Origin of the sequence: Ruania alba (assembly GCF_900105765.1) — a bacterium.
Classification (GTDB): Bacteria; Actinomycetota; Actinomycetes; order Actinomycetales; family Beutenbergiaceae; genus Ruania; species Ruania alba.
In genome coordinates this window covers 1180755-1193828 of record NZ_FNTX01000001.1, presented here as the reverse complement: position 1 = coordinate 1193828, position 13074 = coordinate 1180755, and the positions used below count along the sequence as shown (strand labels likewise).

Genomic DNA, 13074 nt, shown 5'->3' with positions numbered 1-13074 from the left:
GCTCCGATTCGCTGAGGTGGGGGCTACTGCCCGAGGGCGTCGGCGGCGCGCACCAAGGCGAGGTGCGAGAACGCCTGGGGGAAGTTTCCCATCTGCCGGGAGCCGGCCGGGTCGTACTCCTCGGCGAGCAGGCCCAGGTCGGTGCGCAGCCCCACCAGGCGGTCCATCAGGGCGACGGCGTCGGATCGCCTGCCGCTGTGGGCGTACTGCTCCACGAGCCAGAACGAGCAGGCGAGGAAGGGGTACTCGTCGCCGCTGAGCCCATCCGTACCGATGGTGCGGTAGCGCAGCAGCAGGCCCTCGTGCAGCAGCTCGCGCTCCATCTGCGCCACGGTGGCGAGCATCCGCGGGTCGTCGTAGCCGACGAACCCGGTCTGCGGAAGCTGCAGCAGGGAGGCGTCCACCTCCCGGGTGTCGTAGTGCTGGGTGAAGGCGCCGGTCTCGGGGTGGACGCCGCGGGTGAGGATCTCCTCGCGCAACTCGTCCCGCAGCCGGGACCACTCCTGCGCCGGGCCGGGCAGGTGGTGCTCGGTGACCGCTCGCACGCCCCGGTCCAGTGCGGCCCAGATCATCACCCGGGAGTGGGTGAAGTAGTGCGGGTCGCCGCGCATCTCCCACAGGCCCTGGTCCTTGCGTTCGATCGCGCGCACTGCGTAATCGATCATCGCCCGCTGCAACGGCCAGGAGAAATCGTCCTCGGCCACGCCGGCCGTGCGCAGTTTGTCCAGGGCGATCAGCACCTCCCCCACCACGTCGGCCTGGAACTGCCCGACGGCGCCATTCCCGATCCGTACCGGGCGTGAGGCCAGGTGCCCGGGCAGGTGCTCCAGGGTGCGCTCGGGCAATTGCCGCTCCCCCGCGATCCCGTACATGATCTGCAGGTCCTCGGGGTCGCCGGCCACCGCTCGCAGCAGCCAGTCCCGCCAGTGGTGGGCCACCTCGGTGCGCCCGTGCGCGAGCAGCGCCTCCAGGGTGAGCGCGGAGTCGCGCAGCCAGCAGAACCGGTAGTCCCAGTTGCGCACCCCGCCGGGGTCCTCCGGCAGCGAGGTGGTCGGGGCCGCGACGATGCCACCGGTCTCGATGTGGGTGAGCGCCCGCAGCACCAGCAACGACCGCTCCACCGCATCCGCCCACGGCCCCTCGCACACGGCCCGGGCAGCCCAGTCACGCCAGTAGGCGCGGGTGGTCTCCAGTGCCGCGGACACGTCGAGCGGGGGCGGGATGGGGCGATACGACGGCGCCCAGGTGAGGTCCCAGACCGCCTCCTGTTGCGCCGTCAGGGTGAACGCGCCCTCGTGCCGGCGCCCGGCTGATGTCAGTGCCGGTCCACGCAGCGCGTACGCGTCCGGGCCGGCGATAGCGAGCAGGTACGCACTGCCGTCGGAGGTCTCACCGGGATCATCGACCCTCCGAACCCATGGCAGCGAGGCGGCGTACTCCGGGCGCAGCCGCAGGTCGTGCACGATCGTGACCTCACCGCTGGTGCAGCGGGCGATCCGCACGATGTCGGCACGGTCGCCGTCGATCGGCATGAACTCGGTGATCTCCGCGGTGCCGGTGGGCGTGCTCCAGGTGCTGCGCAGCACGAAGGTTCCGGGTTCGTAGACGCGCTCGGTGAGCGTGCCCTCCGACGGTGCCATCAACCATCGACCGTGGTCGGGCGTGCCGAGGATCGCCGCGAACACGGAATCGGAGTCGAACCGGGGCAGGCAGAGCCAGTCGATACTCCCCTCGGCCGAGACGAGAGGTCCGGTGTGCAGGTCGGCCAGGAGGGCGTAGTCGCCGATCGGGGTGCTCACCCGACCAGACAATCATGACGACGGGGTACTCACCATCGGTTCGAGTCGGATCAGGTGGCTGGTTCCAGCCGGAAGATCGGGAAGACCCGCCCCTGCGCGCTCTTCTCATACTCGGCGAACCCCGAGGAGAAGGCCTTGAACCTCTCCCACATCGTCGCCCGGGCCGGCTCCTCGAGCTCATTCACGGCAGCGGTGAGCGTCTGCACCGGCTCCCCGGGCACCTCGATCGTGATGGTCTCGGCGCGACGCAACCCGAACACCCACACCGGGTGCTTCGGTGACCCGCCCGCAGAACCGACCACGTGCCAGCCACCGTCCTGCGGTATCGCGGCCAGCGGCACCACCCGCTCGGTGCCGTCCTTCTTGGGCACGTGCACGAGCACGAGGGCCTTGCCGAACTGCATCGGTTCGTTCACCTCGCCGCCGTTCGCGCGGAAGGTGTCGATGATCTGCTGGTTGAAATCCATGTGTCAGGCAACCGGAAAGTGGTGCCGGTCATTCCCGCGGCAGTAGCGTGAGGTTCGTGCCCCGACCTAGCGCCATGCCGGACCCGATCGTCGTGCAGTTCCCGCTCCGCGGGGCCGGATGGACGGCGGTGACCACGCCGGCGCACCGGATCCCCAGCCACGGCACCGACCTCCTCGGGCAGCGCTACGCCTACGACTTCGTGCAGGTGGACACTCGCGCTGGCTTCCACGCCCACCCGGCCCCCACCTGGCGGATGTTGCTCAGCGGAGCGCCCACCCGGGAGTTCTACGCGTGGGGTCAGCCGGTGCACGCACCGTGCGACGGCGAGGTGGTGCGGGTGGTGGACGGCGCGAAGGAACGCTCCTGGGTGCACCCCGCCCGCGAGTCCGCCCGCGCTGTGCACGTCGGCGCCACCTTCACCCCCGACAACCCGAAGCAGATGGCTCAGGTGCTCGGCAACTACGTGATCATGCGGGCCGATCGTGGTGACGCGGTGTACGTCGCAGTCGGCCACCTGGCACCGCGCACAGCGGCGGTCCGGGCCGGTCAGCAGGTGCGCGCGGGTGACCTGCTCGGCTACGTCGGGCACACCGGGAACTCCACGATGCCGCACCTGCACGTCCAGCTGATGGACTCCCACGACCTGAAGGTCGCCCAGGGGTTGCCGCTCGCGTTCGCACGCTACGACCTGGTGGAGTCCTCCGACGGCGGAGCCACCCTGGTCACGCCCGTCACCAACGGAGTGCCGGGGCGGTTCGAGCGGATCATCGGCTCTCGCTGACCCGGCCGCGCGCCATCCACCGAGCCCACCACCGCGCCGAACGCAACCTTGGCACGTGAGAAATCGCCCGCGACGCCGCACATCGTTGCGTTCGCGGCGAACGGTGGCCGATCAGACGAGGCTGTGGTGCCGGCCCTTGGGCAGCATCAGCGGCTGTCCGGACACCGGGTCGGTGATCACATCGCTGTTCAGGCCGAACACGGTGCGGACCATCTCCGGGGTGAGTACCTCGGCGGGAGTTCCCGCGGCGTGCAGCTGGCCGTCGGCGAGCGCGATCAGATGGTCGGCGTAGCGGGCGGCCAGGTTCAGGTCGTGCAGCACCATCACGATCGTGGTGCCGCGCTCGGCGTTCAGATCGGTGAGCAGATCGAGCACCTCCACCTGATGGCTCACGTCGAGGAACGTCGTCGGCTCGTCCAGCAGCAGTACATCGGTGCGCTGGGCCAGTGCCATCGCGATCCACACACGCTGGCGCTGCCCACCGGAGAGCTCGTCCACGGGCCGGTCGGCGAGCTCGAACGTGTCGGTCACCGTAAGCGCATCGGCGACCGCTTCGTCGTCGGCGGTGGACCAGCGGCTCAGGATCCGCTGGTGCGGGTGCCGCCCCCGGCCGACCAGGTCGCTCACCGTGATCCCCTCCGGAGCGATCGGAGCCTGCGGGAGCAACCCGAGCTCCCGCGCGAGCTGCTTCGCCGGCATTCGATGCACGGCCTTGCCGTCCAGCAGCACCTGCCCGGCGCGAGGGCTCAGCAGCCGGCTCATCGAGCGCAGCAGCGTGGACTTCCCGCACGCGTTCGCCCCGACGATCGCCGTGATCGCCCCCGGCGGGATCGCCAGGTCCAGCGCTTCGATTACCAGACGTTCGTGGTAGCCAACACTCAGGTGCTCCACAGAGAGTTCGCGGTCGCGGGTCACAGCGCACCTCCGGTGCGGTTCGTGCGGATGATGAGGTAGACCAGGTAGGGCGCGCCGAGCACGCCAGTGACCACGCCCACCGGGAACTTCGTGCCGAAGGCGAACTGGGCGCCCAGGTCGGCGACCAGCACCAGCAACGCCCCGACGAGGGCGGCGGGCACCAGCATGGACCCGCGTGGGCCGACGATCCGCGCGGCGATGGGACCGGAGAGGAAGGCGACGAACGCGATCGGTCCGGCGGCCGCCGTCGCGAACGTGATCAGCCCGACTGCGGCCACGATCGCCACGATCCTGGTTCGCTCGGTGCGCACGCCGAGGGCCGCAGCGGTGTCGTCGCCGAGCTGCAGCGCGCCGAGGTTGCGAACCTGCGCCAGCAGCAGCGGCCCGAGCACCAGCAGCGCGACGGCGAGCGGCGTGGCGTCCTTCCAGGAGGCACCGTTCAGGCTCCCGGTGAGCCAGCGCATCGCCTCCTGCAGCTCCCACTGCGGCGCCTTGTCGAGGGCGTAGTAGGTGAGGCTGTCCAGCATCGCGGCCACGCCGATGCCGATCAGGATCAGGCGGGTCCCGGCCACCCCGTTGCGGTAGGAGAGCAGGTAGACGGCCATCGCCACCCCGAGCCCGGCGATCACGGCCACCACGGACACCGCGAACCCGCCGAGGGAGAAGAAGACGATCGCGATGGCGGCGGCGGCACCGGCGCCGGAGGTGATGCCGATGATGTCCGGGCTGGCGAGCGGGTTGCGCAGCATGGTCTGGAAGGTGACGCCGCCGAGGCCGAAGCAGCAGCCGGTCAGCACAGCCACGGCAGCGCGCGGCAACCGCAGGGTACCGACGGTGAATCCGGCCCCGGGCACGTCCTGGCCGAGGAGCACCGCGAGGACATCCATGGGCGGGTAGAAGGTGCGCCCCACCATCAGCGTCACGGCGAAGAGGGTGACCACCAGCACCGCAAGCACGGTGATCACGACCCGGCGCCGATGGCTGCGTGCTCGTCGCCCCGCCGCCACGGCGCGCACGGCGGCAGGGTCGGGCATCCGCCCGCCGGGCCGATGCCCGACGGCGGTGGCTGCGGGGGTCTTCACGGGTGCGCTCACAGGGCACGCACCTTCTGCCGGCGCACGATCGCGATGAAGAACGGCGCGCCGACGATGGCGGTGATGATCGCGACGTCGATCTCCTCCGGGCGTGCCACCACCCGGCCGAGCACGTCCGCCGCGGTGAGCAGGATCGCCCCACCGAGGGCGCTCAACGGCAGCAGCCAGCGGTGGTCCGGGCCGGCGAGCATCCGGCATGCGTGCGGCACCACGAGCCCGACGAACCCGATCGGGCCGGTGACGGCGGTCACCGCCCCGGCCAGTACCACGGCGCCCAGCGCAGCCACACCCCTGGTCAGGGCGACCCGCTCCCCCAGGCCGGCCGCCAGCTCGTCACCGAGCGCGAGGGTGTTCAGTCCCTTGGCCACGAGCAGGCAGATCACGAAGCCGACCACGAGGAACGGCAGCACGGTGGTGATCGAGGCGGCGGTGGCGCCACCCACACCGCCGATCCGCCAGGAGGTCGCTCCTTCGGCGATGTCCGGCCGGGGCAGCACGACGGCGGTGACCAGCGAGGCGAGTGCCGCGGTGGTGGCGGCACCGGCGAGGGCCAGCTTCAGCGGGGTGGCGCCCTCCCGCCCCAACGAGCCGACGACGTAAACGAAGGCACCCGTGCCCGCTGCCCCGACGATGGCCACCAGGATGTAGGACGTGGCCGACGCGAGCCCGAACCAGGCCAGCCCGATCACCACGGCCAACGATGCACCGGTGGTGATCCCGAGGATGCCCGGGTCGGCCAGCGGGTTCCGCGTGACCCCCTGCAGCACCGCACCGGAGACGGCGAGACCGGCGCCGGCGAGCACCGCCATCCAGGTGCGTGGGATCCGCCGGGCGACGGCGCCGTGGTCGAAGCCCTCGGTGGAGCCGCCGAGCGCGGCGAGGATGTCGTCCAGGCCTACCTCGCGGGACCCGTACGAGACGGACACCGCCATGAGCACCAGCAGCACCGCCGTCAGGGTGAGCAGGACGAGCACGCGCACCCGCCGCGACCGTTGCAGCCTGGCGGCTCCGGTTGCGGCGGGTGCGGCGGTGATGGCGGGCGTGATCGGGGCTCCTCAGCGGTCTGTCACGGGTGGTCAGCCGTTGTCGGCGGCGTCCGCGAGGAGCGCCACGTACTGCTCCACCAGGTCGGACTCGAGCACCTGCAGCGGCGTGGGGTTCGCGGCGGTGCCGAGCGGCGAGTCGCCGGGCAGGTTCACCACCGAGCCGTTCGCGACGGCGGGCAGCTGGGAGAGCAGCGGGTCGGCCTCGAGGGCGTCGATGAGCTCCTGGCCGCCGTAGGTGACGAAGATGTCGACGTCGGAGAAGACATCGGCCTGCTCGGTGCTCACGCTGCCGTTCCACACGGTGGGGTCGGTGGAAACCTCCACGAGGCTCTCCGGGATGGTCATACCCAGGTCCTCGAAGAACTGAGTGCGCGTGTCGTAGGCGTTGTAGAAGTTGATCTCGCTCAGGTCGGAGGGGTCCACGTGGGTGACCATCATCGCGGTGGCGCCGTCGAGCTGGGGGTGCTCGGCCACGGCGGCGGCGATCTTCTCCTCGATCTGGGTGACCAACGCGTCACCTTCGTCGGCCAGACCGAGCGCGGTGGAGTTCACCTCGATGATCTGGCGCCAGGGCGTTCCCCACGCGGTCTCCGGGTACGCCACGACGGGCGCGATCTGGGAGAGCGTGTCGTAGTCGTCCTGGGTGAGGCCGGAGTAGGCGGCGAGGATCACGTCCGGGGCGGAGTCGGCGACAGCCTCGAAGTCGATCCCGTCGGTCTCGTCGTAGAGCACGGGGGTCTCGGCGCCGAGGTCCTCGAGCGCGGACTCGACCCAGGGGTGCACGCCGTCGCCGTCGTCATCGCCCCACTCCGTGATGGGCATGCCGACCGGCACGATCCCGAGCGCGAGCGCCACCTCGTGGTTCGCCCAGCCGATGGCAGCAACCCGCTCGGGCTCCTCCTCCACGGTGGTGGTGCCGAGGGCGTGCTCGACCGTGACCGGGGTCCACTCACCGGCGGACGCGCTGGTGGTCTCCTCCGGCGAGGTGTCGGTGGAGTCGGCAGCACCGGAACAGCCGGCGAGGCCGACGGCGACCAGGGCGGCCGCAGCGATGGCGGTGCGTCGTGTAGCGCGGAACATGGTGTCCTTCCGGAGGGTGCGGAGCAGCACGCCAGGTGAGGTGTGCCTAACCAACATAGCGAGGGCTCACCTTTTTACGCAAAACGCGTCACACCTATTTCATGATGTGGCAGAGGGGTGGAGCAGACGCGAGACGTGGGCCCCGCCGTTCAGGGCGCGATGACGACCTTCCCCAGGGCATGGCCCGTACCAGCGTGCCGGAGCGCCTCTGGTACCTGCTCCAGCGAGAAGATCTGATCAATGTGCAGAGTGATGGAGCCGGAGAGGACGCGATCGGCGACGGGGCGGAACTCATCGGGACCACCGGTGGCCATCGCCATCCCGATCGATCGGTGCGTCATCGCCCCGAGCAGCCCGCCCCACATCACGGCACTGAGCACCGCGGGCATCGAACCACCGACGCACCGGTAGGACCCTCCGCGGGCCACCGCCCGAGCGCGAGCCGCGATCGAGCGGTGCGCCACCATATCGAGCACGACGTCGTAGCGACCCGAGCGGGTGTAGTCCTCAGCGCGGTAGTCGATCACCACATCGGCACCCAGGGAGCGCATGAACTCGCCCTTCGCCGCGTTGTCCACCCCCGTCACGTGGGCTCCAGCCTCCTTCGCGAGCTGAATGGCGAACATCCCCGAGCCGCCACCGGCGCCGTTGATCAGCACGCGCATCCCCCGCTCCACACCCGCCGTGCCGACGGCGGCGATCACTCCGGCCTGCGGGATCGAGGCCGCCTGAGCAAAGGTGAGCCCGTCGGGCACGGGTGTCAGCACCCGCTCCGGCATCACAGCGAACTCGGCAAAACCACCCTTGAGCACGAGGTTGTCGCCGTAGACGCGGTCACCGGGCCGGAATACCTCGACCCCGGGACCGACCGCCTCGACCTCCCCGGCGATGTCCGAGCCCAGCACCGAACGCGCCGGTCGCCATAGACCCCCCATCCTCGCGTACAGCGGTCGGCCACGAAGAGTCTCGTAGTCGGACAGGTTCACCGAGGTGGCGCGCACCCGCACAAGCACCTGACCGCGCCCAGGTTCAGGTCGCGGAAGGTCCACCAGGCGCATCACTTCGGGTGGGCCGTACCGGTCATAGACGACGGCTCGCACAGTGGATGCTCCCGGTATGGGCGACAGGGCTTTGAGGAGCCTATCCGGCGCCGAGGGCGGCAAGCTGTGCTGCGCCCGAGCCATCCGCCCGTATCTCTCTCGCACGGTCACGGACCGCCGCCGAGGTGGAGGAGCCGAACCAGCGGGGTACGCGCGAAGAAATAGGCGCCCGTGGCACCCGTCCCCACCCAGCCCCTCCCCCACCCTCCGCGTCCCTCAGCCCCATCCCGCCGAGCGCAACCCGGTGCGGCGTTTCTCGTGAATTTCGCCGCACAAGGTTGCGCTCGGCGGGTCGTGAAGCGGTGTTGCGAGCGGCCACTCGCCGATAGGGTTTGTCGTGAGACCGGGTCACAGTGAGAGGGAACGACATGCAGCAAGTTCAGGCCGTCATCGCGCGGAGCAAGGGAGCTCCAGTGGAGCTGGTCACGATCAATGTGCCGGACCCGGGCCCGGGCGAGGCAGTGGTCTCGATCCAGGCGTGCGGGGTGTGCCACACCGACCTGCACTACCGGGAGGGCGGCATCAACGACGAGTTCCCGTTCCTGCTCGGGCACGAGGCGGCGGGCGTGGTCGAGTCGGTCGGTGACGGTGTCACCTCCGTGGCCCCCGGCGACTTCGTGGTGCTGAACTGGCGTGCGGTCTGCGGTCAGTGCCGGGCGTGCAACCGCGGCCAGGCGCAGTACTGCTTCGCCACGCACAACGCCACTCAGAAGATGACCCTCGAGGACGGCACGGAGCTGAGCCCGGCACTGGGCATCGGGGCTTTCGCCGAGAAGACTCTCGTGGCGGCGGGCCAGTGCACGAAGGTCGACCCGTCGGCGCGGCCGGCGGCGGTGGGACTGCTCGGCTGCGGTGTGATGGCCGGGATCGGTGCGGCGATCAACACCGGCGCCGTCACCCGCGGAAAGTCCGTGGCCGTGATCGGTTGCGGGGGTGTGGGCGCCGCCGCGATCGCCGGATCTGCGCTCGCCGGCGCCAGCCCGATCATCGCCGTGGACATCGACCCGAAGAAGCTCGAGAAGGCGAAGACGCTCGGGGCCACGCACACGGTCGACTCCTCCCAGGAGGACCCGGTGGAGGCGATCAAGCGGATCAGCGCCGAGACTTATCCCGGCGCCGAGGGCGCAGACGTGGTCATCGAAGCGGTCGGGCGCCCGGAGACCTGGAAGCAGGCGTTCTACGCTCGCGATCTGGCCGGCACGCTCGTCCTCGTCGGGGTCCCCACGCCGGACATGAGCGTCCCGGAGATCCCGCTGATCGACGTCTTCGGCCGCGGTGGTGCGTTGAAGTCGAGCTGGTACGGCGACTGCCTGCCCAGCCGCGACTTCCCGATGCTGGTGGACTTGTATCGCCAGGGACGGCTCGACCTGGACGCCTTCGTCACCGAGGAGATCGGGATCGACGGCGTGGAGGCCGCGTTCGAGAAGATGCACCACGGTGACGTGCTGCGTTCGGTGGTGGTGCTCTGATGACCGCCCGCGTAGACCACGCCGTCACCAGCGGCACGTTCAGCCTCGACGGCGGCACGTTCGACGTCGACAACAACGTCTGGGTCGTCGGGGACGATGCCGAGTGCATCGTGATTGACGCTCCGCACTCGGTGGACGACATCCTCGCCGTGGTGAACGGTCGCACGGTGCGTGCGATCGTGTGCACGCACGCCCACGACGACCACGTGCGGGTCGCTCCCGAACTGGCCGAACGCACCGGTGCCCCGATCTGGCTGCACCCGGACGACGAGCCGCTCTGGGAGCTCACCCACGCAGGATCCCGCTGGGATGAGAACCTCGAGGACGGCCAGGAGATCACGATCGCAGGAACGACGCTGCAGGTGCTGCACACCCCGGGCCATGCGCCCGGCGGGGCCTGCCTGTACGCACCGGAACTGGGCTGTGTGTTCACCGGGGACACCCTGTTCAACGGTGGCCCCGGGGCCACCGGGCGATCCTTCTCGGACCTGCCCACGCTGGAGGCCTCGATCCGGGCGAAGCTGTTCGCGTTGCCGGGCGAGACGGTGGTGCACACCGGGCACGGGGAAGGCACCACCATCGGTGCGGAGGCGGAGAACCTGGGGCGTACTCAGGCCTGATCGATCAGGGGATCCCTGGTCCTGTCGCGGGGCCGCCCCGTAGAATTGCGCAGCATCAGTTCGGGCGCCGGCTCGGTGATGAACACGTCCTGGACGGGGCCGCGTCCGTCGATCGTGTCGATCAGGAGGGTCGCTGCGGCGGCACCGAGATCCTGCAGGGGCAGGCGGACCGCCGTGAGTGCCACGGCCAGGTGGGCAAGGAACCACGAGTCGTGGATCGTGACGACGGAGATCTCGTCGGGCACGGCGACCGGCGCGTCCCGGAGCGCGCTAAGCACACCCGAGGCCGTGACGGCGTTCGCCACGACGAGCGCCGTCGGGAGGGTCGCCGCGTGACGGAGCTTCTGGACCGCCGCCACGCCGGAGTCGGCCGACCACCCTGCGTGCATCACGCGCGCGGAGCCCGCACAACCGTGACGGGTCAGCGCGTCCCGATAGCCGGACTCGCGGCGATCTGACGTCTGTGAGCCCTTGGGACCGGCGAGGAAGGCGATCTCGCGGTGGCCGAGCTCGAGGAGGTGCTCGGTGGCCAGTGCCGCGGCGGCGGCGTCGTCGACCCGTACGGTCGGCACAGCGCGACCGTCGTCGGAGTTCACCAGGACGGCGGGCACGGATCGGGAGATCGCTTCCACGAGCCGATCCTCGTGCCCGTAACCGCTGTGCAGGATCACGCCGTCGAGCCGGCCGCGCGCAAGGAAGGCGCTTAGCTGACTGTGGTCCTCAGCGAGCTGTTCGGCCTCGGCCAGCAGGGTCACGTAGCCCGCCTGCGCGCAGCGGCTCTGTGCCCCGGCGAGCACGTCCACGTTGATCGGGCTCTCCAACTCGTGCATGACCAGGCCGATGGCGCCGGTACGTGCACCGCGCAGCGAACGAGCCACGCTATGCGGTACATAGCCCATCTCTTTCGCGACCGCCTGGACCCTCTGCCGGGTCTCCTCCCGCACACGAACGGTCGGGTCCACGTTCAGCACCCGCGAAGCGATCGCCGGGGACACTCCCGCCTCCCTGGCGACGTCGCGCAGCATCGGGCGACCACCGGAAGACATGGCTTCACGATATCGAGGAGGTGGGGTTGACACACATGCAGTATGCCACTAGTTTATCGAGAAATCGATTGTTCAGAGGGTTTCATGGCTCCGCACACTGGATCTGCGAGGTCCACGGTGCGCCACCCCGCGCTGCTCTGCGTGCCCATCGACGCGGGACTCTGCCCCGCCGTGCCAAGGAATGAAGGTTGATATGCGACCCACCCTGCGTGAGAACGCAGTCCGCTACGACGTCGCCGTGATCGGCGGAGGCCCCGGCGGCCTCCCCGCAGCCATCGCGGCGGCCCGCGCCGGTGCCCGCACGGTGCTGGTGGAACGCACCTCCGCGCTCGGCGGCGCGGCCGCGTCCGGGCTGGGCGTCCTTGGGTACCTGGACCGGTCCGGGAACCAGGCGCTCGGCGGCATCGCCCAGGAGGTGGTCGACCGGTTGGTGGCGATGGGCGGATCACCCGGGCACTTCCGATGCCCGGTGCACAACTCGATCACGCCGGTCTCCCCCGACCTGGTGAAGATCGTTGCGGTGCAGATGTGTCAGGAGGCGGGCGTCGACATCCTCTTCGACCACGAGCTGCTCGACGTCGGCGTCGACGACACCGACACGGTGCGATCGGTGACGGTGTACGGGAAGCTCACCCGTACCCGCATCGACGCCGAGGTGTTCATCGACGGCACCGGTGACGGTGACGTCGCTTATCTCGCCGGGGTTCCGCACACTCTCGGTCAGGACGGCACCCAGACCATGCAGCCGAGCACGCTGATGTTCACGGTCACCAACTACGACCTGCCACGATTCTGGGCGTTCCTCGACGACAACCCCGAGGAGATGGGCATCAAGGAGGACTACGCCGCCGGGTACGACGTGGATTTCCTACGCCGCACCCGTGGCCACTGCTACATCGGGCTCACCGAGCGCGTCGCCGACGCCCGTTCCGCGGGCACGTTCACTATCCCGCGCAACCAGTTCATCTACATCAGCACCGCCTCCGAGCGGATGCTCGCGATCAACACCTCCCGGGTGACCCGGATCGACGCCTCCGACCCGGTCCAGCTCTCGAAGGGCCTGGAGACCGGCTATACCCAGGTGTGGGAGCTGGTGGAGTTCATGCGTTCGGCCATGCCCGGTTTCGAGAATGTCGAGATCACGCAGATCGCCCCGGCACTCGGGATCCGGGAGACACGGCACTTCGCCGGCGAGGTCCGGCTCACCATGGACACGCTCTACAGCGAGGCCACCACCTCACAAGCCATCGCCCTGTCCGCGTACAACATCGACATCCACTCCGGCACCGGGGACGGTATCGACCTCCAGGTCGTCGAGGAGCCCTTCGGGATCCCGTTCGGGAGCCTGGTGCCGCAGGGCGTGGACGGCCTGCTGTTGAGCGGCCGGACGATCTCGGTGGACTCCACCGTGTTCGCCGCGGCACGAGTGATGGGCACCTGCATGGCCGTCGGTGAGGCGGCCGGCCTGGCCGCTGCCATCGCTGTTCGGGCGGGCGGCTCTCCCAAGGACGTCGACGTCACTGAGCTCCGGCAGGAGCTGACCGCTCGAGGAGCCATCCTGCCCGGCGCCGTCCCGCGCGCGAGCGTCGGCACACCCATCCACTGATCAGCCACACCCGACCGGGCACCAGCCCAGCGGTTCGAGAGAAGGAGACG

12 protein-coding genes are annotated in these 13074 nt (G+C 69.9%); 4 read left to right on the top strand and 8 right to left on the bottom strand.

What is annotated here, in order from left to right; genetic code table 11:
* Positions 1–23: 23 nt before the first annotated feature.
* Positions 24–1799, bottom strand: a complete 1776-nt coding sequence (locus BLU77_RS05600) for a glycoside hydrolase family 15 protein (protein ID WP_089772058.1) — start codon at positions 1797–1799, stop codon at positions 24–26.
* A gap of 50 nt (positions 1800–1849) precedes the next feature.
* Positions 1850–2266 (bottom strand): nitroreductase/quinone reductase family protein, encoded by a 417-nt coding sequence (locus BLU77_RS05595; protein WP_089772057.1) that lies wholly within the window; start codon positions 2264–2266, stop codon positions 1850–1852.
* A gap of 56 nt (positions 2267–2322) precedes the next feature.
* On the opposite strand from BLU77_RS05595, the gene BLU77_RS05590 reads away from it, so the two are divergent.
* Positions 2323–3048 (top strand): M23 family metallopeptidase, encoded by a 726-nt coding sequence (locus BLU77_RS05590; protein WP_139177619.1) that lies wholly within the window; start codon positions 2323–2325, stop codon positions 3046–3048.
* 111 nt (positions 3049–3159) lie between these two features.
* Here the strand turns inward: BLU77_RS05590 and BLU77_RS05585 are convergent, their stop codons facing one another.
* The 5 genes from BLU77_RS05585 to BLU77_RS05565 all read right to left on the bottom strand — a co-directional run bounded on the left by BLU77_RS05585 (position 3160) and on the right by BLU77_RS05565 (position 8283).
* Positions 3160–3963 (bottom strand): ABC transporter ATP-binding protein, encoded by an 804-nt coding sequence (locus BLU77_RS05585; protein ID WP_089772055.1) that lies wholly within the window; start codon positions 3961–3963, stop codon positions 3160–3162.
* A complete protein-coding gene (locus BLU77_RS05580; RefSeq protein ID WP_089773004.1) occupies positions 3960–4997 on the bottom strand; it encodes a FecCD family ABC transporter permease in 1038 nt (345 codons plus the stop codon). The genes BLU77_RS05585 and BLU77_RS05580 overlap by 4 nt, the downstream gene beginning before the upstream one ends.
* A gap of 56 nt (positions 4998–5053) precedes the next feature.
* Positions 5054–6037: a FecCD family ABC transporter permease gene (locus BLU77_RS05575; protein ID WP_245708682.1), complete on the bottom strand. Its 984-nt coding sequence runs from the start codon at positions 6035–6037 to the stop codon at positions 5054–5056.
* A gap of 96 nt (positions 6038–6133) precedes the next feature.
* Positions 6134–7240 carry an iron-siderophore ABC transporter substrate-binding protein gene (locus BLU77_RS05570; protein ID WP_245708681.1) on the bottom strand — a complete coding sequence of 369 codons (1107 nt, stop codon included), beginning with the start codon at positions 7238–7240 and terminating at the stop codon, positions 6134–6136.
* Positions 7241–7332: 92 nt separating this feature from the next.
* Positions 7333–8283, bottom strand: coding sequence for an NAD(P)-dependent alcohol dehydrogenase (locus tag BLU77_RS05565; RefSeq protein ID WP_089772054.1), 951 nt, complete (start codon positions 8281–8283; stop codon positions 7333–7335).
* A gap of 368 nt (positions 8284–8651) precedes the next feature.
* Here BLU77_RS05565 and BLU77_RS05560 point away from each other — a divergent pair, with 368 nt between their 5' ends.
* Complete coding sequence (locus BLU77_RS05560) at positions 8652–9752, top strand: S-(hydroxymethyl)mycothiol dehydrogenase (RefSeq protein ID WP_089772053.1); 1101 nt, start codon at positions 8652–8654, stop codon at positions 9750–9752.
* Entirely contained in the window at positions 9752–10372 is a 621-nt protein-coding gene (locus tag BLU77_RS05555; protein ID WP_089772052.1) for an MBL fold metallo-hydrolase, read from the top strand. Before BLU77_RS05560 ends, BLU77_RS05555 begins: the two co-directional genes overlap by 1 nt.
* Here BLU77_RS05555 and BLU77_RS05550 read toward each other — a convergent pair.
* The gene (locus tag BLU77_RS05550; protein WP_089772051.1) at positions 10363–11418 is read right to left on the bottom strand and encodes a LacI family DNA-binding transcriptional regulator; all 1056 of its coding nucleotides are present in this window, start codon (positions 11416–11418) and stop codon (positions 10363–10365) included. The genes BLU77_RS05555 and BLU77_RS05550 overlap by 10 nt on opposite strands.
* A gap of 193 nt (positions 11419–11611) precedes the next feature.
* Between BLU77_RS05550 and BLU77_RS05545 the strand changes: the two genes are divergently transcribed.
* Positions 11612–13024, top strand: a complete 1413-nt coding sequence (locus tag BLU77_RS05545) for an FAD-dependent oxidoreductase (RefSeq protein WP_175476946.1) — start codon at positions 11612–11614, stop codon at positions 13022–13024.
* The last annotated feature ends 50 nt before the right edge of the window (positions 13025–13074 follow it).